This window comes from Bradyrhizobium sp. IAR9, from assembly GCF_013408065.1.
Taxonomy (GTDB): domain Bacteria; phylum Pseudomonadota; class Alphaproteobacteria; order Rhizobiales; family Xanthobacteraceae; genus Bradyrhizobium.
Genome location: NZ_JACBZW010000008.1, coordinates 1 through 24,129 on the forward strand (window position 1 = coordinate 1; position 24,129 = coordinate 24,129).

General features: G+C 63.5%; 17 protein-coding genes and 1 pseudogene. 8 read left to right on the forward strand and 10 right to left on the reverse strand.

The genetic code is table 11. The features are described from left to right. Window positions 1-802: 802 nt before the first annotated feature. Both GGD67_RS21190 and GGD67_RS21195 read right to left on the reverse strand, forming a co-directional pair. On the reverse strand, window positions 803-1,303 hold the full coding sequence (locus GGD67_RS21190; protein ID WP_179735591.1) for a hypothetical protein: 501 nt from the start codon (window positions 1,301-1,303) through the stop codon (window positions 803-805). 1,552 nt (window positions 1,304-2,855) lie between these two features. Then, window positions 2,856-3,584, reverse strand: coding sequence for an outer membrane protein (locus GGD67_RS21195; RefSeq protein ID WP_179735593.1), 729 nt, complete (start codon window positions 3,582-3,584; stop codon window positions 2,856-2,858). 963 nt (window positions 3,585-4,547) lie between these two features. Here GGD67_RS21195 and GGD67_RS21200 point away from each other — a divergent pair. Beyond that, window positions 4,548-4,862, forward strand: coding sequence for a hypothetical protein (locus tag GGD67_RS21200; RefSeq protein WP_179735595.1), 315 nt, complete (start codon window positions 4,548-4,550; stop codon window positions 4,860-4,862). Window positions 4,863-5,123: 261 nt separating this feature from the next. On the opposite strand, the gene GGD67_RS21205 is transcribed toward GGD67_RS21200, so the two are convergent. The 3 genes from GGD67_RS21205 to GGD67_RS21215 form a co-directional block, all read right to left on the reverse strand. Beyond that, window positions 5,124-5,291 carry a hypothetical protein gene (locus GGD67_RS21205; protein WP_179735597.1) on the reverse strand — a complete coding sequence of 56 codons (168 nt, stop codon included), beginning with the start codon at window positions 5,289-5,291 and terminating at the stop codon, window positions 5,124-5,126. A 1,396-nt stretch (window positions 5,292-6,687) separates the two neighbouring features. Then, window positions 6,688-7,485: an enoyl-CoA hydratase/isomerase family protein gene (locus tag GGD67_RS21210; RefSeq protein ID WP_018319275.1), complete on the reverse strand. Its 798-nt coding sequence runs from the start codon at window positions 7,483-7,485 to the stop codon at window positions 6,688-6,690. A 43-nt stretch (window positions 7,486-7,528) separates the two neighbouring features. Next, window positions 7,529-8,728 (reverse strand): alanine--glyoxylate aminotransferase family protein, encoded by a 1,200-nt coding sequence (locus tag GGD67_RS21215; protein WP_018319274.1) that lies wholly within the window; start codon window positions 8,726-8,728, stop codon window positions 7,529-7,531. A gap of 205 nt (window positions 8,729-8,933) precedes the next feature. On the opposite strand from GGD67_RS21215, the gene GGD67_RS21220 reads away from it, so the two are divergent. Then, entirely contained in the window at window positions 8,934-11,945 is a 3,012-nt protein-coding gene (locus GGD67_RS21220) for an FAD-binding and (Fe-S)-binding domain-containing protein (RefSeq protein WP_179735599.1), read from the forward strand. Next, a complete protein-coding gene (locus GGD67_RS21225) occupies window positions 11,938-12,366 on the forward strand; it encodes a heme-binding protein (protein WP_179735601.1) in 429 nt (142 codons plus the stop codon). Before GGD67_RS21220 ends, GGD67_RS21225 begins: the two co-directional genes overlap by 8 nt. 142 nt (window positions 12,367-12,508) lie before the next feature. Here GGD67_RS21225 and GGD67_RS21230 read toward each other — a convergent pair whose 3' ends face one another. Continuing rightward, on the reverse strand, window positions 12,509-13,291 hold the full coding sequence (locus GGD67_RS21230; RefSeq protein ID WP_179735603.1) for an enoyl-CoA hydratase/isomerase family protein: 783 nt from the start codon (window positions 13,289-13,291) through the stop codon (window positions 12,509-12,511). Between the two features lie 168 nt (window positions 13,292-13,459). Between GGD67_RS21230 and GGD67_RS21235 the strand changes: the two genes are divergently transcribed. Next, window positions 13,460-14,851: a caspase family protein gene (locus GGD67_RS21235; RefSeq protein ID WP_179735605.1), complete on the forward strand. Its 1,392-nt coding sequence runs from the start codon at window positions 13,460-13,462 to the stop codon at window positions 14,849-14,851. On the opposite strand, the pseudogene GGD67_RS21240 reads toward GGD67_RS21235, so the two are convergent. Continuing rightward, window positions 14,848-16,904, reverse strand: a pseudogene (locus GGD67_RS21240) (molybdopterin oxidoreductase family protein). The gene GGD67_RS21235 and the pseudogene GGD67_RS21240 overlap by 4 nt on opposite strands. 234 nt (window positions 16,905-17,138) lie before the next feature. On the opposite strand from GGD67_RS21240, the gene GGD67_RS21245 reads away from it, so the two are divergent. The 4 genes from GGD67_RS21245 to GGD67_RS21260 are packed head-to-tail and all read left to right on the forward strand — an operon-like array spanning window position 17,139 to window position 21,421. Then, a complete protein-coding gene (locus GGD67_RS21245) occupies window positions 17,139-18,113 on the forward strand; it encodes a tripartite tricarboxylate transporter substrate binding protein (RefSeq protein ID WP_179735608.1) in 975 nt (324 codons plus the stop codon). 13 nt (window positions 18,114-18,126) lie between these two features. Then, window positions 18,127-18,597, forward strand: a complete 471-nt coding sequence (locus tag GGD67_RS21250; RefSeq protein ID WP_179735610.1) for a (2Fe-2S)-binding protein — start codon at window positions 18,127-18,129, stop codon at window positions 18,595-18,597. Next, window positions 18,594-20,726 (forward strand): molybdopterin cofactor-binding domain-containing protein, encoded by a 2,133-nt coding sequence (locus tag GGD67_RS21255; RefSeq protein WP_179735612.1) that lies wholly within the window; start codon window positions 18,594-18,596, stop codon window positions 20,724-20,726. Before GGD67_RS21250 ends, GGD67_RS21255 begins: the two co-directional genes overlap by 4 nt. After that, window positions 20,723-21,421: a substrate-binding domain-containing protein gene (locus GGD67_RS21260; protein ID WP_179735614.1), complete on the forward strand. Its 699-nt coding sequence runs from the start codon at window positions 20,723-20,725 to the stop codon at window positions 21,419-21,421. The genes GGD67_RS21255 and GGD67_RS21260 overlap by 4 nt, the downstream gene beginning before the upstream one ends. Before the next feature lie 14 nt (window positions 21,422-21,435). Here GGD67_RS21260 and GGD67_RS21265 read toward each other — a convergent pair whose 3' ends face one another. From GGD67_RS21265 to GGD67_RS21275, 3 genes are read right to left on the reverse strand one after another with little or no spacing between them, the layout of a single operon-like run. Further along, window positions 21,436-22,242, reverse strand: a complete 807-nt coding sequence (locus GGD67_RS21265) for an SDR family oxidoreductase (protein WP_179735616.1) — start codon at window positions 22,240-22,242, stop codon at window positions 21,436-21,438. 21 nt (window positions 22,243-22,263) lie between these two features. Continuing rightward, complete coding sequence (locus GGD67_RS21270) at window positions 22,264-23,556, reverse strand: TRAP transporter large permease (protein WP_092260916.1); 1,293 nt, start codon at window positions 23,554-23,556, stop codon at window positions 22,264-22,266. Beyond that, a complete protein-coding gene (locus GGD67_RS21275; RefSeq protein WP_179735618.1) occupies window positions 23,547-24,098 on the reverse strand; it encodes a TRAP transporter small permease in 552 nt (183 codons plus the stop codon). The genes GGD67_RS21270 and GGD67_RS21275 overlap by 10 nt, the downstream gene beginning before the upstream one ends. Window positions 24,099-24,129: the final 31 nt, after the last annotated feature.

The following is a 24,129-nucleotide window of genomic DNA, read 5'->3' on the forward strand; positions in this document are numbered from 1 at the left end:
GCAACGAAGCGCTTCATTCCAGCCCCCCGCAAATCGTGCGGGAATCATATCGCGCGAATCACATCAAGCGCAGCGTTTTCACACAGCCAGGGTCACAAGCGGCCCTCAACGGCCATCACCGTGAAGGTCCGCTCGGGGCCACAAGCAGTCATTGTTGCAGGCCACGAGTACATGACATCGCGCGAGCACGGCCTCCACCCTGGCTCTCAGCGCCTGATTTATGCATCCGACCTCCGCGCACGAGTTGCCGGCGCTCGTTAGGAATAGGTTCAAGCCGGTAGAAGCTCTGTATCATTTGATACGGAGATAAGAATACTTTTCGCCTGACAGAGGGGGCGTTACTTCGCTGATGGGCCACAACGTACAGCCCTGTCCATCCTTGTCTTGATCGCCAACGATCTGCATCAAGCAGACAGTTATACGGGCACCTTCAGCGTAGCTGATGCTTGGGTCGATTGTTTGGGCGATAAGCCGGGCTTCATCGACCATCGCGCGCCCACGCTCCTCGTCCCCGCACCTCATAAAGGCCAAAACGGGACATCAACAGGACAACGCTAAGTCACGGTAGCTTGTCGGCGGCCATAGCCCGATGCGCTTTTTTTTCGTTTTGCGTTGTTCGCGGCTTCAATCCCGATCCATCGCGGCAATGACGCCAAGAAACTAACCGCTAAAGAAAGAGGACTAAGCATCATGGGATTGGCCGTCGCGGAGACACGCCCCCTGTTGGGCAACAACTTGACGTCGGCTTCAGCTTGCGAGCCGCCACCGCTCCCATTGAGCGGGTTGCCCCGCCGGTTGCCGCTTAGCTTGGCAGTTTGAGTGCGCTGGAAATCTCAGCCACGGTCGCCTTCTCGGCGTCGCTGACAGCTACACCTCCAATACCCAAGACTCCGCCCTCGCTCGACGCCTCGGCAACGCTTTGGCTGATCTGACGCAACCAGTTCTTGAAAGCCACGGCGTCGCCGGGGGACTTCGCAGCGAGAATGCCGTCAACTTTCCGCAAAATTTGAATACAGGCGTCCTTCACTTCGGCAGGTTTTTTACCGCTCAGTTTTTCCTTCAGGCCATCTCGGGACGCGGTCCGTCCCTCACTTGTTGCAAAGTCATCGACAACGGCCTTGATGAGCGTGTTCGAACCAGTGTCCATTTTGGCTTTCGCGAGTAGCGTGCCGCTCGCAAAACTTTCTTGGAGTAAACCCCAGAGGCCACTTGGCTCGGCGGCGCTGACGGCGAGTCCCGGAGCCATCACGCTTTCCAAAAGGGTTTTCCATTCGTCGGATGTGAAGGTTGATTTGTCAGCCATGCCCATTTCCTTGCTCTTTGGATCAATCGTTCAGAAGCTGAAACGCGCCGCAACCGCCATAGTTGCTTGCTGGGTATCGGCGCAACGAGCGATTCGCGCCCGCCTTTACGCCTGGCGATAAAAGTCACGCTGAGATCTCAGTTCCTAAGCACATCGGCCGCGCTGGGAACACGTGGCTTGGACGAAAGGAACGATCCTCTGGGCTGCTAAATTTTTGCCCCGCCCGACGGGAAGATAGAACCCGGAAGCGGGAATTTCGCCGCGCACTACGATGTTGGATTGCCGCGGGGGCCAGCGTTCACGCATCAGGCCACCCACGCGTTCTCGAACCAAGGCGTTGCCCAAGAATTCGCCTTGCAATTGTGCCCGTCGAGGGTCGTAATGCTAAGATTGTTTGAGAATTTTATTCAGTCCTGTTGTGTTGAGGTCGTGATGAGTATTTCCGGTCGGATCTTCGATGCCGCTGTTGCTCTGCACCAACGTAGCGTATTTCTCGAACGTCAAATTTCTGAATTGGTTGACCTGCGAAACCGATTAGCGCACGCCCAGTTGCGCCGTTCGCGGTCAAGGTCGGGGCGTTTAGTTTCCAGTAAACTAGGTCGGCGCCGTAAGTGTAGGTAACCTTCCGGGTAACAAGCCCCGAGTTGCCAATTGCCCTTCATAGCCTCAATCTATGGGCAATTCGTGAGTCGGGGGGATTCATGGAACGGAAGCCATTTGAGACGATGTCTCTCGATGAGCTGTGGCGACTCCACACGGTCGTCAATGACATTCTCGCTGCTAGACTCGTGGCTAAAAAGGAAGAGCTTGAACGACGATTGGGGCTGCTCAACCGGGAAGACAAGCCGCCCAATTTATAAGATGCTTAGATTTTCTGACCATTCACGCTGACTAGCCCCCGAGCTTCGGCCGTCGGCGTCGCTGCACTAGTTAGGATTGGCGCAACGATAGCTCCTTCTAATCCTTGACTGGGGGCGTTGAGCAGGACAGCCCAGCGCCGCTGGTTGAGCCGTGTTGTTGAGCGCATTCCTTGCAGTACGCGATAGTTGCAGGCCCAAGTCGAGCGGCAGTGGGTATCGACATGCGCAGCCGACGTCTTCGCCTGGAGATGTTTCGAGCCCCTGGTGGGCGAACCCTCGAATTTGACGTCGGCATGAACCGAAGAGATGCTGGCACTGAAGTCGACGCCGCTGGCGGTCGTCGGACCTCGGCTGCGTCGATGGACGGTACGAGAAATGCAACCCAGTGGAGCGCGGCGCGATTAGGCGATGGTCCGCTTGGCCCTTAATAGCGGCTTTCCAACAAGCGCTGTTCAGGTCAGCTAGGGGCCAAAAGCTGACATCGCCACTGCTTCCGCTCGCTCCAATCCTATCGCGCCGCTCATTGAAGCCGCCACTCGTCGCTGATGATCCACCGAGAATATCTGAAGGCTTGTCGCTGAAGGCCCTGAAGCGGAATGCTAGCGCTCGCAGGAGCTGCTCACTATCCGACAACAAAAAGCCCCGGACGACGCCGGGGCTTTGAGCTGCTGATTTTGATCGGCTTGGGCAGATCAGTACTTCGCGACCACCGGGCCGCCGAAGCGATAGCTGACACCCGCACGCACGGTGTGGAACACCGGATCGTGCTCGTAGGAGAAGCCGGGGAAAGAGACGGTGGAGTTGTTCCGGAAGGTGCCGAAATCGGTATAGCGGTACTCAACACGGGCCGACCAGTTGGGCGTGAAGCCGTATTCCCAGCCTGCGCCGACTGTCCAGCCGGTGCGGGTGGTGGAGACGGTCTCGAACAGCGCGTTCGCGAGCACGTAGGTGTGGTCCATATCTGCCCAGGCCGCACCACCGGTCACGTAAAGCAGCGAATTGTTGAAAGCTACACCGAGGCGACCACGGATAGAGGCCTGAGCGTCGATCCGGAAGTCCGTGCCGTTGGTGTTTGCCAGGCGATAACCGCCCTTGACGTCGGCGCCCTCTATGTCGCCCTCGAGACCGAAGACGAATTGGCCAAACTGCCAGTTGTAGCCAATGTGACCACCGCCAACGAAGCCATCAGCGTTGAAGCCTTGGACGAAGCCAGTGGGGGCGCCCGTTGCGGTGACGAACTCACGGGTGCTGTTATCACCCCAGGCGTAACCGGCCTGCGCACCGATGTAGAAGCCGGTCCAGTTGTAAACGGCGGCGACAGGCGCCGGCGCCTTCGTGTAAGGCCGGGCGGCCAGATCGGCCGCTGACGCGCCGGCGGTGCCGAGGACAAGAGCGGCGGCGGCGATGGCGAGCTTTTTCATTATCTTCCCCAATTTTTAGACATGGAATGCGAGCAATTTGATGATGCAACATAGCCGAGGAGTCGCACTAAGCATGTCACCTGTACGCCACAGCAGAGATCATTTAAGCGGTTCCTAAAGGCGAACTTTCGGGTCGCGCAACCCGCCTCCCGCTCGCATCAATCGACCATGTTTCCCACCGGGAAGCCGGGTTTAGTCGCGGTCCGAAGTTCAGAATTTTGAGAAAAAACTCAAGGGCTTGAGTCAGCTTTGGAATGAAGTCGGACAAGTGCTCCATTCTTCACAAGCGCAGCCGGAGAGAGCGCGGCTGCGCCGTGGTAAGCGTGGTCCGGCTAAGGGCAGAGGCGGAAAGTGCGGCATGCGGACGCGGGGTCGCACACGGTTTGTAGAGCGAATTGGACTTTCCCTGTTCGACCGTTTCCATGAATGTTGCGACTTAGTGACTGCCAATGTCGCCTCCCCCATCTCGCAAAGAAGCTGAACCACGTTAGCGAGCCAGAGACTGACGTGAAGATTAACCTTCCCGAGATAGACCTTAAGACCGTGCAAACCCTTGGCAGCGTTGAGCTCCAAGACGAGCTCGGACGGCCCGTCGGCCAATACTTTTTCGGAAAGGGGCAGGGTCGAACCGTTTTCTTATTTGGGAAGTACAAGGGGACCTTTAAGACTCATGCAGAATGCCGAGCCTTCATCGACGGCGTGCTTGCGGTGATCCCCTCACCATTCTCCTGACTTTGCTTGGGCTCGTTACCGCAGTGACGACGGGCCAATAAAAACCGGGCGCCTCAAGTCGGCTTTGGGTCAACAGCGCCGTTCTGACCAGCGGCGTGGCGATTCCGCTATAGCTCCGACCCCGGTCACCGCAATGCCCCGTACGGAAGCGATGGGCCACAAGGCACATTTGGGCATACTACAACCAATGATATTCATCTTTGTTAAACTCGCCTGAGCGAGGGTCGGGCTATGAAGTACGTCTTGATCTGCACCGTCATTGGCTTCGTCGCGGGATGGCCGCTGACTTTATTGCTTGCTCGCAAAAAACCGACATTGGCTTGGTGGCTCGCTATAGGCTCCAATATGCCGACATTAGTGATGCTCCTTTCTTTGTCGTCCGGCGATTTGTACGTGTTCCTTGCGCTCGGGCTACTGGTAGGGCTTGGTCTCGGCGGTTTCGGCTTAGGCACGCTTTGCGGAATAGTAAATGCGAGCCTCTTTGGTACCGAGCCTCCAAGGTGGGCGCGTAAGCTTCGGCAAAAGATCGATGAGGCTCGGGGATAGTCTGCTTCGGGTCATTAGCGCCGTTTGGAGGATCGGCCGGGTGGTTCCGGTCTACCCCAACGAGCCGACAACTGAGGACGCCGTTCGAAGCTCGCCTTCGGGCCATAAACCGACGTTTCGCATGCACTGGCTACGCTCGGCCCGGAGGTGAGCAATCCGCTTATTCGTAGCTAAACCGCAGCGCGACGTCGAACACGGACGGCTACGCTGAGTGTCGTCGCTCTCTAAGGCGCCGCGCCGTCCGGGTTTGTAAGATCGATCTCAGATGAGGCTGAAGGTGATCGCGATTAAGAAGAACACGACCAGCCCGATGCCGACCAGCTTGAAGATGTAAGCCGCCTCAACATCGCGCCCAAGCCACTCGAAATCTGGCCCCCCTAAGACGGTTGCGACGAACCCCAGAACAAGGGTCGTGATCAGCAGGATCACGTAGATGGTGTCCGTTGATTGAGCTTTCACTGGCCTACGCCGAAGTGTCCCATCAGCATTCCATTGATGTCCCGGGGTCTTACGCCCGGCACGCGTGAGAGGTCTCCTGTCGGCCAGAGGCGGAAGGTTGAGTTGCGCCGAATTAGCTCTCGTTGTGAGGTCGAAACGGAGAACCCGTGCCGAAACGCTCTCGGAGAGAATACCGGCGATAGCGGGGGCCGTACGAAAAGCGCAGCCATCGTTCCCGCTGCTTTGCGATTGCCATCCCGTGACGGAAATAGACAGCGATGGTCGCGAGGATGGCCATAACGCCAATGATCCAGTGTCCGGACCAGAACAGCGCTATGCTAAAGAGCCAAACGACGAAACCCGCAACCAGCCAAAGAAGCCAATAGCCAAAATACGAGGGAAAATCCGGCATCTTGTTTATCGGCATGACCCCCATCACTCCGTCGCTGGACCAAGCTGCAACGCCCACCAACATACCTTAGGTTGCGAAATTTCCAGCTTGCGCTATAATGATTCCTTTAAATCGTCCTTTTCTTTAATTCGGATGGTAAAATGATTGTTCATGAGGCACGCAGGTTTGCCGTCGGCACCCATTTCAAAATAAGTGAGCTTGGAGCGCTTCGATGCCCGGATTTGGCTCACAAAACTGGCACGGTTGTCGAATTCAGCCAACGCACCGGCGGCGTTACAGTTCTCTTTGATGACGCTGCAAGACCAACAGTCCTACATTGCGACTACATAACTACGTTGTCGTAGTAACAGATTGCGAACGACCTGCCGCTCGGCGAGGGCGGCCTCGTGACCGGTCCACTACCGACAGCAGACCTAAGAGCGGCCGGAGCTTGGATCGTCTCCGGGCCAATAGACGACGTTCAGTCGCCCTCACTCCTCTCGGGACTGCGAGCGCGCTATTCTCTTCCCAGCCCCGCCGCCTTAGGTCATGAGGAGCTGAATAGGATGAAAAGGGATCGTCGTCTATATGCGCACCATTCCGCCGAGCATCTCTGCCGAGTTCAAAGGCAATCTGAGCTGATACGGACCGTGTCAGCAACGATCGAGGTCGTAGCTGCGCCGCCACGAAGCAGAACCGACAGATTGTCCTAACATCCCTTCAGTATTTGAAAAGTCAACATGCCAAGATCGAGGGGGCGTTCCTGACGCCAAGATCCGGTGCTCTGGCTGAGCGTTTTGGGCCGATTACTCAAAGTTAGTGAGAACAATCCAGTCCCTCAGGGACACCGCATACACCGAACGACGGAATTTCCGCAATGGGTCAAAACCGGCGACGCTCTGATTGAGCAGAAAATTTCTGCTTAGATCTCAAAGCCGACGTCTGCGCCTTTATGAGTAAACGCCCTAATATGGCGCAGCCGTTCAATGACGCAGGCTACTTGCCCTTCCAGTTCGGCGTGCGCTTGTTGAGGAAGGCGTCCATGCCCTCGCGAAAATCTTCGCTCATATAGGCTTTCAGGATCAGGTCCTCGCCCTCTTCGCGCGACAGCGTGCGGCGGATGCGGCGCACCGCTTCCTTGGTCGCTTCCAGCGTGAGCGGTGCGTGGCTGGCGACCAGCTTTGCGGTCTCATCGGCGCGGCGCTGCAGCGTCTCGACGTCGGGCACGACCTCGTTGAGGAGGCCAAGCGCCAGCGCCTCCGGCGCCTCGACGAGCCGCGCCTTGAAGATCAGATCCTTGGTGCGGGCCGGTCCGACCAGCGCGACGACGCGGCTGATGTTCGACATCGACAGGCAGTTGCCGAGCGTGCGCGCGATCGGAAAGCCCATGCGCGTCGTCTCGGTGCCGATGCGCAGGTCGCAGCAGGCCGCGATGCCGGCGCCGCCGCCGGTGCAGGCGCCGGCGATGGCCGCGATCACGGGCACGCGGCACTGCTCGAGCGTGCCGAGCACGCGGTCGATGCGGGCCTCGTAGTCGAGCGCGTCCTGCGCGGTCTTGAACGCACGGAATTGGGAAATGTCGGTGCCGGAGGCAAACGCCTTGTCGCCGGCGCCGGTCAGGATCAGCGCCTTGATCGAACGGTCGGCGTTGATCTCCTGGCATATCTCCGCCATGCGATCATACATGGCGAAGGTCATTGCGTTGCGCGCCTGCGGGCGGTTGAAGGTGATCCGCGCGATGCCGTCCTGGACGGAGTAGAGCAGGTCTTCGTTGGCAGTCGTCGGTGCGTTCATCGCGCGCTCTCTTCTCTTAAGTTCCTCGAGACCTGCCGAGGCGTTAAGCCACCTGAGCCTTGGTCATCGGCACCACGTCGCGTCCCTTCAGGACGTCCATGGCCGCCAGGACGCCGCCGCTCCGGTGCGGAATCTTGGCGAGATCCAGGCCCATCTCGACGCCGGCGAGCGTGCCCATCAGCATCAGATCGTTGAAGTGGCCGATATGGCCGATGCGAAACACCTTGCCCTTGACCTTGTTCAGGCCGGTGCCGAGCGACATGTCGAAGTTCTCCAGCACAACCTTGCGGAAGGCGTCGGCGTCGTGGCCATCAGGCACGCGCACGCCGGTCAGCGCCGGCGAGTGTGCAGCCGGGTCGGCGCACTGCGTCTCCAGGCCCCAGACCTTGATCGCGGCACGCGTCGCCGCGCTGTGGCGCTTGTGGCGGGTCCAGACGTTCTCCAGCCCCTCCTCCTCCAGCATCTTGACCGCTTCGCGCAGGCCGTAGAGCAGGTTGGTGGCGGGGGTATAGGGGAAGGTGCCGAGCTTGTTGAAGTTGATGACTTCCTGCCAGTCCCAGTAGGAGCGCATGCCGGGGTTGGCCTTGGCCACGGCCAGCGCCTTCTCCGAGACGGCGTTGAAGCCGAGTCCGGGCGGCAGCATCAGGCCTTTCTGGGAGCCGGCGACCGAGACGTCGATGCCCCAGGCGTCGTGCTCATATTCCATCGAGCCGAGGCCGGAGATGGTATCGACCATCAGCAGCGCCGGATGCTTGACGCGGTCGAGCAGCTTGCGCACCTCCAAGGGCGGTGTCACGCAACCGGTCGAGGTCTCGTTGTGCACGACGCAGACCGCCTTGATCGCGTGCTGCTTGTCGGCGACGAGGCGCTTCTCGATCTCGGCGAGGTCGGCGCCGTGGCGCCAGTCGCTCGGGATGAAGTCGACGTCGAGCTTGAACTTGTCGGCGATGCCGCGCCACAGCACGGCGAACTGGCCGGTCTCGCACATCAGGAGCTTGTCGCCGGGCGCGAACACATTGACCATCGCCGCTTCCCAGGCGCCGGTGCCGGACGAGGGGAAGATGATCACGGGCTGCTTGGTGCGGAACACCCGCTGCATCGAGGCGAGAACCGCAAAACCGAGCTCGGCGAACTCCGGACCGCGATGGTCCAGCGTCGGCATGTCCATCGCCCGCAGCACCCGGTCGGGCACGTTGGTCGGTCCTGGAATCTGTAAGAAATGCCTTCCAGTGTGCACGGTCATCGGCGTCCTTCCCGGTCTTTGAGGCTTGTCTCGACGTGAGCGTCGGGGGCCCGAATTCGGGGCTCCCGCGAGCCGCTCGCATATCACTATTCGCCGGGCTTGTCCCTCGCCCGGCGAGGTCCGTCAATGCACAAGAAGCAGGGCTCGCTTGCCAAGGGCCGTGACGGGAGGCAAGACGGTGCCGGCGAACAGGCGAAAGCGGACCATGGCGGCGGAAGTGGCTGGAAAATCACCGGAATCGGCTCAAAAGGGCAGCCTGGCGGCACGCCTGGCCCGGGAAATCACCGGCGATGTCCTGTTCGACCGCTTCAGCCGTGGCCGCTACGCCACCGACGCCTCGTTCTACCAGATCGTGCCGGTCGGCGTGGTCGTGCCCAAGACCATGGACGAGGCCTTGCTGGCGCTGGCGATCGCCCGCGACGAGGGGCGCAAGGTCACCCCGCGGGGCGGCGGCACCTCGCAATGCGGCCAGACCGTCAATGACGGGATCGTGGTCGATCTGTCGAAACACCTGAATCGCATCCTCTCGCTCGACGTCGAGGGCCGCACCTGCGTGGTCGAGCCCGGCATCGTGCTCGACGATCTCAACCGCCAGCTCAGGAAGCATGGCCTGTGGTTCCCGGTCGACGTCTCCACGGCCTCGCGCGCCACCATTGGCGGCATGGCCGGCAACAATTCCTGCGGTGGGCGCTCACTCCGCTACGGCACCATGCGCGACAACACGCTGTCGATGGAGGCCGCCCTCGCCGACGGCACGCTGAGCCGTTACGGCGAGATCTCGCGCGATCTCTCCGACCTCGACGCCAACGACAGCGCGCGCGCCCTGTTCCGCGACATGCTCGATCTCGGCACGCGCGAGGCCGACGAGATCGCCGCGCGGTTTCCCAAAGTGCAGCGGCGGGTCGGCGGCTACAATCTCGATGCGCTGGTGCCGCGCAATGCGCGCAACAACATGGCGCATCTGCTGGTCGGCTCGGAAGGCACCCTGGCCTTCACCACCAAGGTCGAGCTGAAGCTGTGGCCGGTGATCCGCAACAAGGCGCTCGGCGTCTGCCATTTCGGCAGCTTCTACGAGGCGATGGATGCGGCCCAGCATCTCGTCAAGCTGAAGCCGATCGCGGTCGAGCTGGTCGACCGCACCATGCTCGCGCTCGGCCGCGACATCGCGATGTTCCGTCCCATTATCTCCGCCGCGATCAAGGGCGATCCGGACGCCGTGCTGGTGGTCGAATTCGCCGAAGAAGACCAGGCGGACAACGTCCTCCGTCTCAAACAGCTCGGTGAGCTCATGGGCGATCTCGGTTTCGGCTGGACCAACGACAAACGCAAATGGGGCGGCGTGGTCGAGATCACCGACCCTGCATTGCAGAGCGGCATCGCCGATTTCCGCGCCGCCGGCCTCAACGTCATGATGTCGATGAAGCAGGAGGGCAAGCCGGTCTCCTTCGTCGAGGATTGCGCGGTGCCGCTGCCGCACCTCGCCGACTACACCGCACGGCTGAACGAGGTGTTTGCCAAACACGGCACCAGCGGCACGATGTATGCGCACGCCTCCGAAGGCTGCCTGCATGTGCGCCCGGTGCTGAATTTGAAGTTGGAAAAGGACGTCAAGGCGATGCGCGCGATCGCCGAAGAGGCCTTCGCGCTGGTGCGCGAGTACAAGGGCTCGCATTCCGGCGAGCATGGCGACGGCCTGGTGCGCTCCGAATTCCACGAGACGATGTTCGGCGAGCGTCTGGTCGCCGACTTCAGGGAGGTGAAGCAGCGCTTCGATCCCGATGGCGTGCTCAATCCCGGAAAGATCGTCGACGCACCGAAGATGGACGACCGCTCGCTGTTCCGCTTCAAGCCCCATTATCGCGTCGGCGAGCTGAAGACGAAGCTCGACTGGTCGGCTTATCCCGGCGCCGGCGGCGGCTTCCAGGGCGCGGTCGAGATGTGCAACAACAACGGCGCCTGCCGCAAGCTCGAGGGCGGCGTGATGTGCCCGTCCTATCGCGCCACGCGCAACGAGAAGGACGTCACCCGCGGCCGCGCCAACACGCTGCGCCTTGCGATCTCGGGCCAGCTCGGCCCCGGCGCGCTGTCGTCCGACGAGATGATGGAAACGCTGAAACTCTGCGTCTCCTGCAAGGCCTGCCGCCACGAATGCCCGACCGGCGTCGACATGGCCAAGATGAAGATCGAGGTGCTGGCCGCGCGCGCCGCCTCGCACGGCCTGACATTGCGCGACCGCCTGGTCGGTTATCTCCCGCGCTATGCCGGCCTCGCATCGCGCTTCGCGCCGCTGGCCAATTTGCGCAACCGCAGCCCGCTGCTCCGAAAGCTGCTCGAGCGCTTCGCCGGCATCAGCGCGCGCCGCGCCCTGCCCGCCTTCCGCAGCGACGTGTTTGCGCCGGCGGCTGACGTGGTCGGGCCCGTCGATGGCCGTGAGGTCGTGCTGTTCGCCGACACCTTCAACCGCATCTATGAGCGCGAGAACCTCGATGCCGCCCTGCGCGTGCTCACGGCCGGCGGTTATCGCGTGCATCTGCCGAAGGCGCTGAGCGGCGGCCGCCCGCTCTGCTGCGGCCGCACCTTCCTGTCCGCCGGCCTCGTCGATGAAGCCAGGGTCGAGCTCGATCGGCTGGTCGCTGCCTTTGCGCCCTTTGCCGCGCGCGGCGTGCCGATCGTCGGCCTCGAGCCAAGCTGCCTGCTGACGCTGCGCGACGAGCTCGCCTCGCTGCGCAAGGACAACGACGCCAAGGCGGTCGGCGCCCATGCGCTGACCTTCGAGGAATTTCTGGTGCGCGAGGCCGAGGCCGGCCGGCTGCAACTGCCGCTCGGCACCGTCGCTGAGAAGGCCGTCGTGCACGGCCATTGCCATCAAAAATCCTTCGGCGCCTTCAAGCCGGTCGAGCAGGTGCTGCGCCTCGTCCCTAGCCTTGCAGTCGAGACCATCGAGTCGAGCTGCTGCGGCATGGCCGGCGCGTTCGGCTATGGCGCGGACACCTATGATGCCTCGATCGAGATGGCCGAACTGTCGCTGCTGCCCGCCGTGCGGCGCGCAGACCCGACGACTCTCGTCGTCGCCGACGGCACCTCCTGCCGCCACCAGATCCATGACGGCACCCAGCGCGAGGCGCTTCACGTCGCGCGCGTGCTGGCGATGAGCCTTGATCGTGCCGAATCCAATTCCTCAACCAACTCAATCGCAAAGGAAACCAGCCATGGCTGACCTCACCCTCGACACCGCCCGCAAGATCCTCGACGCCGCCTTCGCGAAGGCCGGCGAACTCAAGCTCAAGCCGCTGGTCGTCACCATCCTCGACGCGCGCGGCGTGCTCAAGCTCGCCGCGGCGCAGGACGGCACCAGCCTGATGCGCGGCGAGATCGCCCACGGAAAGGCCTATGGCGCGCTCGCCATGGGCATGGGCTCGCGGGCGCTGTTCCAGCGCGCCCAGGAGCAAGCCTTTTTCATCGACGCCGTGAACACCATCGCCAAGGGCGCGCTGGTGCCGGTCCCCGGCGGCGTCCTGATCATGGACGGCACGACGCTGCTCGGCGCGGTGGGTGTCTCCGGCGACACCTCCGACAATGACGAGGCCTGCGCGGTGGCGGGCATCCAGGCGGCGGGGCTGAAGCCCAACGCGGGCTGACATGCCGTAGGATGGGCTAGCACTGTGGGCGCGCAAAGCGCGACCCGCAGGGCGTAACCCACCTCTTCTTTCTCTGCGGCAGCAGAAGCGGTGGGTACGCTACGCTAACCCACCCTACGAGTTGCGTGCGCGGTAGCGCCCCTCACCTTCCCGTCCAGACCGGCTTCCGCTTTTCGCTGAACGCCTTCAACCCTTCCTTGGCGTCCTCGGTCATCGCGAGCAGCGCGATCTGGCTTTCGGTGTAGGCGATGCTCTCGTCGAACGACATCGAGGCGATGGCACGCATGGCGTATTTGCCGCGACGGATCGCGGTCGGCGACTTGTCGACGATGCGGCCGATCAGCCAGTCGACCTTGGCATCGAGCTCGGCGGTGGGCACGACGTAGTTGAGCAGACCCGCGGCTTGCGCCGTCTTCGCATCGAACGGCTCGCCGGTGAGCGCCCATTCGTTGACGAGCCGCGGCGGCGCAATGGACTGCAGCAGGCTCAGCACCTGCATCGGAAACACGCCGACCTTCACCTCCGGCAGGCCGAAGACGACGTGATCGGCCGCGACCGCCATGTCGGTCATGCAGAGCAGGCCCATCCCGCCGGCCATGCAGACGCCGCCGACCCGCGCAATCGCGGGCTTGGTGGCGTTCTGTGACAAACGTAACAGATCGGCATAGTCGACATTTGGTTTGGAATGATCCATCGCGAAAGCCGCGCCGGAATTCTGCAGATCGGCGCCCGCGCAGAACGCCTTGTCGCCCGCGCCCGTCAGCACGATGACGCGGACGTCCTTGTCGTCGTGCGCGTCGCGATAGCCTTTGGTGATGCGGGCGATGACCTCGCCGTTCAGCGCGTTACGTTTCTCCGGCCGGTTGATGGTGATCCAGAACGCCTGCCCGCGCTTCTCTGTGATGATTGCTGTGGTGTCGGTCATGGTACGCTCGCTTCCTTGCCATCCATTTTGCAGCCATTTGCGGCAGGACGGGCGTCGCGCGCAAGGGCAATCTGCAACACCGTGTCACCATAGCGTGTGGGCGCAAATTCGCTTGGTGATTGAATTGCGGGTGACGGCCGTTATCCTGACTGGAGATTTTGATCACCGATGAGCCATTTCATGCGCGCCGCGACGATTTTGTTGCTGACAGGCTTGCTCGTGCTGGGCGCAGCGCCCGCAAGCCACGCGGCCGATGCCGCGAAACTGGCGCTGGTCATCGGCAATGCGAGATATCCCGACAACGAGTTCGTGCTGAACGAGGTCGCCAACGACACCCAGGACGTCACTGAAGAATTGAAGCGCGACGGCTTCGTCGTCGACCGGCAGAGCAATCTCACGGCCGACGCCATGCGGCAGGTGCTGGATCGCTTCTACGCCCGGATCGAACGTGGCGCGGTGGCGCTGATCTTCTTCGACGGATTTGCCATCCAGTCGAACCGGCAGACCTATTTGCTTCCGGTCGACGCGCAGATCTGGACGGAGCCGGATGTGGCGCGCGACGGCTTCAGCCTCGACACCATCCTCGCCGAAATGAACACGCGCGGCGCGGCGATCAAGATCGCGCTGATCGACGCCTCGCGCCGCAACCCGTTCGAGCGGCGCTTCCGCCGCTATTCGGCCGGCCTTGCCCCGGCGATCGCGCCGAGCAATTCGCTCGTGCTCTACTCCGCCGCGCTCGGTGCGGTCGCGGCCAGCGGCAAGACCGAGCACGGCCTGTTCGTCGCCGAACTGCTGCGCGAGATGCGTGCGCCGAACATCAGCGCCGAGCAGGCCCTGACCAACACCAAGAACGGCGTCGTCGCCGCCACCAGGCGCGAGCAGGTGCCGTGGCTGTCGTCCTCGCTCACCACGGAATTCTCGTTCGGAGGTTCGGTGACGCGGCCGCCCGACAACAAGATCGGCGACCCGACCAAGCCGGAGCCTCAGAAACCGGAGCCGCAGAAACCGGTCTGCGAGGTGCCGCAGGCAGAACCTGCCCCGAGCGCGAACGATCTCGCCAGGGATCCCGTCATCGCCGATCTCAGCCGCAAGATCGCGGCGAATGCCAATGACGTCGCCTCGCGCTACAAGCGCGGCCAAGTCTACGCGATCAAGCGCGCCTACGCGCCCGCCATGCAGGATTTCGACCTCGTGATCCGTCGCAATCCTGGGGATGGCGAGGCGCTCAACAATCGCTGCTGGACGCGCGCGGCGACCGGCGATCTGCAGGGCGCGCTCGCCGACTGCAATCTGGCGCTCCAGGTCGATCCCGGATTGAGCGATGCGCTCGACAGCCGCGGGCTCGTCAACCTCAAGCTCGGCCGGACCGCTGAGGCGATCAAGGATTACACCGACGCGATCCAGCGCAACCCGCGCTCCTCATCGTCGCTGTTCGGCCGCGGCATCGCCACCCGCAAGAACGGCGGCGACGGCGCCACCGATATCGCGCAGGCAAAGTCCATGAACCCGAACATTGCGAAGGAGTTCGCGGGCTACGGCGTCACCGAGTGCAGCCCCTAAGGGGTGGCCGCTTTCCTGATCCAGACCTTGTTGTCGTGGAACGCGGCCCCGCCGATCGGCGCCACGGCTTCGGCGCCCGTCAGCATGTTGATGCCGCGCCCGCCGATATGGTTCTTGTTGGGATGAACGGACTCCGCGATCAGCACGCCGCGCCGCACGCCGTCGAACAGCGTCGCCACCAGCGTGGTCTCGCCGCGGGGGTTGCCGAGCGTCACCGCATCGCCCTCGGCGATGTCGAGCGCGGCGGCATCCAGCGGATGGATCATCACGCTCGCCTTGCCCTCGCGTGCCTGCGAGGACGGCGTCTCGTTGAAGGTGGTGTTCAGGAAGCTGCGCGAGGGACTGGTCGCGAGCCGGAACGGATGGGCCTGGTCGGTGTGCTCGATCACCGCCCAATGGTCCGGCAGATCAGGCATCTTGTCGAAATTGCCCATGGTCACGCCGAACGGCGGATGCGCCCAATCGGCCCTGAAGTGGAATTTCCCGTCCGCATGGGCAAACCCGTCGAGATAATGCGAGGTGCGGAAGTCCGGTTGCAGATCGCGCCAGATGTCGGCCTCGAGGCCGCCGATGTCGCCGTGGTTGCTCAGCCTCAAGGTCGCGTCGATCAGTTCGCGCGGCGTCATCTCGAAACCCTGATGTCTGGCGCCGAGCCGCGGCGCCAGGGCCTGCAGGACCTCGTGGTTGGAGCGGCATTCGCCGGGCGGGTCGATCAGCTTCGGCCCGACCGAGATGTGCTGGTGGCCGCCGCCGTAATAGAGATCGTCATGCTCCATGAACATGGTGGCCGGCAGCACGATGTCGGCCATTTGCGCGGTCTCGGTCATGAACTGCTCGTGCACCGCGACGAACAGATCCTCGCGCGCAAAGCCTTGCCGCACCAGCGCCTGCTCCGGCGCCACCGTCATCGGATTGGTGTTCTGGATCAGCAACGCCTTGACTGGCCCCTTGCCGCGCAGGGCCTCGGCATCGCCGGTGAGGATACGGCCGATCTTGGACTGGTCGAGCGCACGGATGCTCTGGTCGATGGCGTCGTGGCCCTCGATGATGGTAAGGCGCCGCCGCCCTCATACTGCCAGGCGCCGGTCACCGCGGGAATGCTATTTGCCGCATGCATCTGGGTCGCACCATTACGGCTGCGCGTAAAGCCGTAGCCAAAGCGGAAGAAGGTGCGCTTGGTCTCGCCAACCGCTTTCGCGAAGGCTTCGATTTCGGCCACCGGCACGCCGCAAATCGCGGACGCCCATTCCGGCGTGCGCGTCTTCAGATGCGCCTCGAGCTCGGCGGGGCAGTCGGTGTATGTGTCCATGTAGGCGCGGTCGGCGTAGCCGTCGCGGAACAGGACATGCATGACGCCGCAGGCGAAGGCGCCGTCGGTGCCGGGACGCAGGATGATCTTGATGTCAGCCTGCTTCATCGTCTCGTTGTCGTAGATGTCGACCGCCGCAATCTTCGCGCCGCGCTCCTTGCGGGCGCGGGAGGCGTGCGTCATCACGTTGACCTGCGTGTTGACGGGGTTGGTGCCCCAGATCACGACGAGGTCGGACAGCGCCATCTCGCGCGGATCGACGCCGGCGATCTTGCCGGTGCCGATCGCGAATCCGATGCGCGCGACATTGGCGCAGATGGTCTGATAGAAGCGCGAATATTTCTTCACATGCGTGAGACGGTTGAGACCGTCGCGCATCACCAGGCCCATCGTGCCGGCGTAATAATAGGGCCAGATCGATTCCGCGCCGAACTCGCGTTCGGCTTGATTGAAGCGATGCCCGATCTCGTCCAGCGCCTCGTCCCAGGAGATGCGCGCGAATTGCCCCGAGCCCTTCGGCCCAATGCGGCGCATCGGAAACGTGACCCGCTCGGGGTGATGTATGCGCTCGGCGTAGCGGGCAACCTTGGCGCAGACGACACCGGCCGTGTAGGTCTGCTTTTTCGAACCGCGGACACGGCCGATGCTGCGGCCTTCGACCACCTCGACATCGAGGGCGCAGGCCGAGGGGCAATCATGCGGACAGGTCGAATGGCGGATTTCGATTTTGGCGTGCTGGTTCATGTCCCAGTTCGTAACACCAAAATACCAGCCAGCCGAGCGCATTTATCCGGCACGGCCCATGCGATTTGCTCAAAGCGCGCGCGCCGCGGGTTCCTGCTGCAAGCGCGAAGGCGGCGCAGTCACCCCGAAAACCGCGCGATAGTCCCTGATACAATCGGCTTTGTGAGCCGTCGACAGTCCGCATTCCCTGCCGCTACAGTGCCGGCCAACAAGAACGATATCAGGGAGGTGGGCATGATCGCCCGAAGATCCGTGCTGGCATTGGCGGCCGGCCTGCTTGCCGCATTCTCCGCAGCCCCCTCATTCGCGCAGGATTATCCCAGCCATTCGGTCCGTATCGTCGTGCCGTTCGGCGCGGGCGGGCCGGCCGACGTCGCGGCCCGGCTGATCGGCAACGTGCTCCAGGAGAGTTTTGGTCAGCCCTTCGTGGTCGAGAACCGCACCGGCGCCGGCGGCGTCATCGGCACCATTGAGGCCGCGAAATCACCGGCCGACGGCTACACGCTGCTGATGATGTCCAACACCCAGACCGCGAATGAATCGCTGCTGACGGCGGACAAGCGCAAATACGAGCTGATGCGCGACCTCGCGCCGATCGCGCCGGTGAATTATTCCGATCTCGTCATCGTGGTGAACCCGCAGGTCCCGGCGAAGACGCTGGCCGAGTTCATCGCGCTCGCCAAGGCGCAGCCGGGCAAGCTGAATTACGCTTCCTCGGGCCAAGGCACGCCCTACCACATGGCCGGCGAGCTGTTCAAAGCCATGGCCGGCATCGATGTCGTGCACGTGCCCTATCGCAACAGCGGCGAGGCGCGCAGCGGCGTGATCGGCGGACAGGTGCAGATGATGATCGACGCGGTGCCGGCGATGGCGCCGAACATCGCCGAGAATCAGGTGCGCGCGCTCGCCACGACAGGCAAGCAGCGTTCGACCGTGCTGCCGAACGTGCCGACATCAGGTGAAGCCGGTGTCGCAGGCTACGAGGCCACGATCTGGCTTGGCCTGATGGCGCCCGCGGGAACACCCAAGCCCGTGATCGACAAGCTCAATGCGGCCGTAAACGCAATGGTGAAGCGACCCGACATCGTCAAGCTCTGGACGGAACAGGGCGCCGTGCCCATGTCGATGACGCCGGACCAGTTCGACAAATTCCTGCGCGGCGACATCGAGAAATGGGCCGACGTCGTCAAGAAATTCGACAAGTCCTGAGGCCGTACTGCTCATGCCCTCCGTTCAATTCCGGCTCAACGGCGCGGCGATCGCCGTGGATGTAGATCCCGACCAGATGCTGCTTGATGTGCTACGCAGCCAACTCGGCATCACTGGGCCGCATTTCGGCTGTGGCGCCGGGGAGTGCGGCGCCTGCCATGTCATGGTCGACGGCCGCGCGATGGCCTCCTGCGACATGCCGATGTGGTCGGTCACGGACAAGGACGTCGTCACGGTGGAAGGCCTCGGGACAGTGGAGCAGCCGCATCCGCTGCAGCGCGCCTTCATCACCGAACAGGCGATGCAGTGCGGCTATTGTGTCGCGGGGATCCTGATCAGCGCGGCGGCGCTGCTGAAGCGCAATCCGTCCCCGACGGAAGCCGAGGTCAGGGCCGCGCTGGATCGCAATCTGTGCCGCTGCGGGTCGCACAACCGCATGGTCCGCGCCGTATTGCGTGCGGCAGCAGAGGTGGCGACGTCATGAGCGCGCCCTCTCCTGCCCCGAGGCTGCCGGTCAGCCTCGCGGCCAATCCCAAGCTGTCGTCATGGGTGCGATTCACCGATGACGGCCGTGTGGTGATCTCGCCCGGCAAGGTCGAGATCGGCCAGGGCATCGTCACGGCGCTGGCGCAGATCGCGGCGGACGAGCTCGACGTCGAGATCGTCAGGATCCAGATGATCCGCGCTTCGACGGCGACCAGCCCGAATGAAGGCGTCACCTCGGGCAGTCTCTCGATCCAGCAGTCCGGCCGCGCGCTGCGCCAGGTCTGTGCCGAGGTGCGCCAGCGCTTCCTTCGCGCGGCATCGGAACGTCTCGGCGTCGATGCATCGCGGCTCGATATCGATGACGGCACCATCTCGGGTCCCGGCAATGTCAGGACCAGCTATTGGGAGTTGATGGACGAGGTCTCGCTCGACCAGGACGCCACCCCAGGCCCGACAGCGAAGAGTGCCGCCGGGCGCACCGTCGCCGGACGCTCGGTCCAGCGTGTCGACATTCCCGACAAGGTGTTCGCGCGGCCGCGCTTCATTCACGACCTTGCGCTGCCGGGACTGGTGCATGGGCGCGTGCTGCGGCCGGATATCTCGGGCGCCAAATTGATCGCACTGAATGAGGAGGCTGCACGCGCCGTCCCCGGCGTCGTTGCGATCGTCCGCGACGGCGGCTTTGCCGGCGTCGTCGCCGACAACGAGGCGGCGGTGGACGCGGCCCTCAAGGCTCTGCGCAAGGGCGCGACGTGGTCGGCCGGTGAGCCGTTGCCGGATGAAGACGATCTGGCGGGCTTTTTGAAGAGCCAGCCGGTCGAGACCACCGTCATCGACGCCAAGGCGGCGGGGCCAGCGCACAAACCCGCCCAAACCCTCCGCCGGCAATACACCCGCCCCTACATCGCCCACGCCTCGATCGCGCCGTCCTGCGCCGTCGCACAATGGGACGGCGATCGTGTCCATGTCTGGACGCATAGCCAGGGCGTCTACCTGCTGCGCGCCGATCTCGCAATCGTCCTCAAGCTGCCGGCCGAGAACATCGTCGTCGAGCACATCGAGGGCGCCGGATGCTATGGGCACAACGCGGCCGACGACGTCGCGCTCGACGCCGTGCTCCTGGCCAAGGCCGCTGGCGGCCGTCCGGTGCGGGTGCAGTGGTCACGCCACGACGAGATGTCCCACGCGCCCTTTGGGGCGGCGATGGCCATCGAGATCGAGGCCGATCTCGACGCAGGCAACGAGATCACCGGCTGGCGCCATGCGATCTGGAGCAACGGCCATGCGGCGCGGCCGGGACGCGCGGCGCAGCCGGCGCTGCTCGCGGCAACCGAGATCGCCAATCCCCATCCCCGCATGATCTCGACCAATCCGCCCGCGGCCAATGGCGGCGGCGGCGATCGCAACTCCGTTCCGCTCTATGACTTCCCGGGCTGGACCATCACGAGCCACCGGCTGCTGACCATGCCGGTGCGGACCTCGGCGTTGCGGACGCTGGGCGGCCAAGGCAACGTGTTCGCCATCGAGTCCCTGCTCGACGAGATCGCCGCCCTGCGCGGCGAAGATCCGATCGCGTCCCGTCTGCGGCATCTGCGGGACGAACGGGCCAGAGACGTCATCCGCGCCGCGGCGAGGCGCGCCGCCTGGAAGCCGCAGAAGCAACCCGGCATCGGACATGGCGTCGGCTTTGCCCGCTACAAGAACACGGGCGCCTATTGCGCCGCGATTGCCGAGATCGAGGGCGCTGACGACATCCGTGTCAAGCGGCTGACGCTTGCGGTCGATGTCGGCGAGGCCATCAATCCGGACGGCGTGATCAACCAGATCGAGGGCGGCGCAATCCAGGCCACGAGCTGGGTGCTGAAGGAGCGCGTCCGCTTCGACCGGACGCGCATCACCTCGACCTCCTGGACCGACTATCCGATCCTGACCTTCAGCGAGGTGCCGGCGGTGGATGTCGAGATCATCCAGCGCCCGGAGATCGAGCCGGTCGGCGCCGGCGAGGCTGCGCACGGGCCGGTGACGGCGGCGATCGCGAATGCGGTTCACGATTGCCTCGGCGTCCGCGTGCGTGACCTGCCGATCACGCGCGACAAGATCATTGCAGCGATGGAGCGTGCGTCTTGACGACAATGAACGTTTTGAGCGGAGGCGCGGCACAAGGCCTGGTGCGCGGCGTCACCGAGGCCTTCAAGGCGCAAACCGGCCTCGGTATCGACGGCGAATTTGGTGCGGTCGGCGTGATGGCGGACAAGCTGCGCGCGGGCACGCCGGCCGATCTCGTGATCCTGACGCAGGCGCTGCTTGCGAGGCTTGCCGAGGAGAAGCTCATCGTCCCCTCCTCGATCACGGATGTCGGCCGGGTCGAGACCGCGCTGGCGGTCCGCAGCCGCGATGCCAAGGTGACGGTGAAGACCGAGGCCGATCTGCGCGAGGTACTACGCGGTGCCGATGCAATCTACGTCCCCGACACCAAGGCCTCGACCGCGGGACAGCATTTCGCAAAAGTGCTGGACCAGCTCGGCATCGCCTATGAGGTGGCATCGCGCCTCAAGATCTTTCCGAACGGTGCAACCGCGATGCGGGAGCTCGCGGCGTCCACAGCGACGCGGCCGATCGGATGCACGCAGGCGACCGAGATCATCGCGACAGACGGCATTGCCCTGTCAGGGGCGCTGCCTCCCGGCTGCGAACTCGTGACGATGTACACGGCCGGCGTGACCGCGCGGGCGGCGCATCCGAAGGAGGCGGCCGCGCTGATCGCGTTGCTGACCGGCGCAGATCGGAAGGACCTGCGCCAGCGCGCTGGCTTTACCGGCTAGATGCCGATGACGCCCTATTTGTGCAGCTGGGTGAGACCGGTCGGCGGACCGTCGACGGCGGTCCAGCCGCCATCGACGAACATCGTGCTGCCGCTGACATAGCTCGCGGCGTCCGAAGCGAGATAGGCCACGGCGGTCGCGACTTCGTCGGCGCTGCTCCAGCGGTTGAACACGGTATGGCCGGCGTAGAGATTATAGATGTCTGGCCGCTGCTTGAACGGGCCGGTCAGCGCGGTCTCCGCGATGCTCGGCGCGATCGCGTTGACGCGCACGCCGGCATGGCCGACCTCGGAGGCGAAGCCCTTCACCAGCAGGCCGATCGCCGCCTTGGTTGAGCCGTAGACGCCGAGGCCCGGCTCGATGGTCACCGCGCGCACCGACGAGCAGGCGATGATGCTGCCGCCCTTTTGCGCGACCATGATGCGGCCGAAGGCCTGGAAGAACCACACCGTGCCCTTGACGTTGAGGTTGAGGACACGGTCGAGATCCTCCTCGGTGTAGTCGAGGATGGTCTTGCGGATGTTGAGCCCTGGCGTCGTCACCGCGATGTCGAGCCGCGGAAATTTCTGCATCACCGTTTTGGCCAGCGCATTGACGTCCGCAGCGCTTGCGGCGTCACAGCTGGCTGCTTCAGCCCAGCCGCCCTTGTCGCGAATGCCGACGGCGGTCGCCTCCGCGGCGTCAAGCGCGCGATCGGCGCAAACAACGCGGGCCCCGAGCCCAGCCAGCGCCTCGGCCGACGATTTGCCGATGCCCGATGCGGCGCCGAGCACCACGGCCGTCTTGCCGGTGAGATCAAAGAGCTTGCGATAGTCAGTCACTGATAGCTTCTCCTGTAGCTGCTAGCCCTTGTAACCCATCAGCAGGCGGGGCAGCCACAGCGAGAATGCAGGGACGTAGGTCACGAACATCAGTGCTGCGATCAGCGCAGCGTAGAACGGCAGGATGGTGCGCATCACCGCGCCCACCGAAATGCCGCCGATGGCGCAGCCCACGAACTGGGTGGTTCCGACCGGCGGGGTGTTCAGCCCGAGGGCGCAATTGATCAGCATCAGCATGCCGAACTGCACCGGATCCATGCCCGCCTTCATCGCGATCGGCAGGAAGATCGGGGTGCAGATCAGAATGGTCGCAGCCATGTCCATGAACGTGCCGAGCACGAACAGGATGACGTTGATGAGCAGGAAGATGACCCAGGGCTGCGTGGAGACCTTGCTCATCAGGTCGCCGGCGAGGTCCGCTACCTCGTAGAGCCCCATCAGGTACTGGAACATGGTGGAGACGCCGATCAGCAGCAGCACCACGCCCGTCGTCTTCACCGCCTTGGCGGCGGCGCGCAGGAAATTGTTCCAGGTCATGGTGCGGTAGATGAAGAACGTCAGCAGCATCGTGTAGGTGACCGCGACGGCCGCAGACTCGGTTGCCGTGAAGACGCCGGACAGGATGCCCGCCAGGATGATGCCGACGATCAGAAGACCCGGCAGCGCGGCCGCGAGCGAGCGAAAAACCTCAGCCCAGCCCGGAAACTTGCCGGCCGGATAGCCGCGCTTTACCGCGACAGCGTAGGCGGCGACCAGCATGCACACCATCAGCACGATTGCCGGCAGGAGGCCTGCGGCGATCAGCGCGCCGATCGAGACCTTGCCGCCGGCTGCCAGGGCATAAATGATCATGTTGTGGCTGGTCGGCATCAAGGCGCCCACCAGCGAGGCGTGGGTCGTGACATTGACCGCGTAGTCGGTGTCGAATCCTTCCTTTTTCATCATCGGGATCATCACCGCGCCCATCGCCGACACGTCGGCCACGGGCGAGCCGGAGACGCCGCCGAACAAGGTGCAGGCGACCACGTTCGACATGCCGAGCCCGCCGCGGATGTGACCGACGAGATTCTTGGCGAGCTGCACGATCTTGTCGGCGACGCCGCCATGCAGCATCAGCTCACCGCTGAAGACGAAGAACGGGATGGCAAGGAACGAGAAGATGTTCATCCCCGACATCATCTGCTGGAAGATGACGGCGACCGGCAGACCCTCGTAGAGGATGGTGCAGATCGCCGAGAGACCGATCGCGAAGGCGACGGGGACGCCGAGGATCAGGAAGCCGAAGAAGGTGGCGCCGAGGATGATCAGTTCCATGAGGGGACGACCTCTTCGCCGCGCAGGAGAGCAATGATGTGCTCGATTGAAAAGGAGACGATCAGGACGCCGGAGGCGATCAACGGGACATAGCGGATGACCTCGGGCAGGCCGAGATTGGGGATCTTCACGGTCCCGACGGATGCGCCGAGAATCCAGCCGTTATAGGCCATCGCGACGCCAAACGCGGCCACCAGGACGTGGATGACGAGCTCGATCTTCTCGCGCGCGTGATCCGGCAGCATCACCAGAAGGCTGTCCATCCCGATGTGTCCGGCATCGCGCACGCCAACGGCGGCGCCGATCAGCGTGACGTAGAGGATGAGAACCAGCGCAAGGTTCTCCGTCCAGGTCGGGCTCGAATTGAGCACGTAACGACCGAACACCTGGTAGAACACGACGGTGACGATGAGGAGCAGTCCGCTCACGGACAGATACATGCCCAGGCGCGCGACGACGGCATTGACGCGCGACAGCAAGCCGGTCGCCGGGCGTGCCACGACTGCCCCCTGCTCGTGATCTGCGACGTGTGGGTCTGTCATTCCCGCGCCTCCTGGCGCGGGTCCGGTGTCG

What these genes read in the sequence shown, in the direction of transcription:
- GGD67_RS21195 (WP_179735593.1), bottom strand. Translation starts at nt 3,584, where the DNA reads ATGAAAAAGCTCGCCATCGCCGCCGCCGCTCTTGTCCTCGGCACCGCC.
- GGD67_RS21210 (WP_018319275.1), bottom strand. Translation starts at nt 7,485, where the DNA reads ATGAACGCACCGACGACTGCCAACGAAGACCTGCTCTACTCCGTCCAG.
- GGD67_RS21235 (WP_179735605.1), top strand. Translation starts at nt 13,460, where the DNA reads ATGAGCCATTTCATGCGCGCCGCGACGATTTTGTTGCTGACAGGCTTG.
- GGD67_RS21245 (WP_179735608.1), top strand. Translation starts at nt 17,139, where the DNA reads ATGATCGCCCGAAGATCCGTGCTGGCATTGGCGGCCGGCCTGCTTGCC.
- GGD67_RS21270 (WP_092260916.1), bottom strand. Translation starts at nt 23,556, where the DNA reads ATGGAACTGATCATCCTCGGCGCCACCTTCTTCGGCTTCCTGATCCTC.
- GGD67_RS21190 (WP_179735591.1), bottom strand. Translation starts at nt 1,303, where the DNA reads ATGGCTGACAAATCAACCTTCACATCCGACGAATGGAAAACCCTTTTG.
- GGD67_RS21200 (WP_179735595.1), top strand. Translation starts at nt 4,548, where the DNA reads ATGAAGTACGTCTTGATCTGCACCGTCATTGGCTTCGTCGCGGGATGG.
- GGD67_RS21220 (WP_179735599.1), top strand. Translation starts at nt 8,934, where the DNA reads ATGGCGGCGGAAGTGGCTGGAAAATCACCGGAATCGGCTCAAAAGGGC.
- GGD67_RS21215 (WP_018319274.1), bottom strand. Translation starts at nt 8,728, where the DNA reads ATGACCGTGCACACTGGAAGGCATTTCTTACAGATTCCAGGACCGACC.
- GGD67_RS21230 (WP_179735603.1), bottom strand. Translation starts at nt 13,291, where the DNA reads ATGACCGACACCACAGCAATCATCACAGAGAAGCGCGGGCAGGCGTTC.
- GGD67_RS21275 (WP_179735618.1), bottom strand. Translation starts at nt 24,098, where the DNA reads ATGACAGACCCACACGTCGCAGATCACGAGCAGGGGGCAGTCGTGGCA.
- GGD67_RS21225 (WP_179735601.1), top strand. Translation starts at nt 11,938, where the DNA reads ATGGCTGACCTCACCCTCGACACCGCCCGCAAGATCCTCGACGCCGCC.
- GGD67_RS21250 (WP_179735610.1), top strand. Translation starts at nt 18,127, where the DNA reads ATGCCCTCCGTTCAATTCCGGCTCAACGGCGCGGCGATCGCCGTGGAT.
- GGD67_RS21255 (WP_179735612.1), top strand. Translation starts at nt 18,594, where the DNA reads ATGAGCGCGCCCTCTCCTGCCCCGAGGCTGCCGGTCAGCCTCGCGGCC.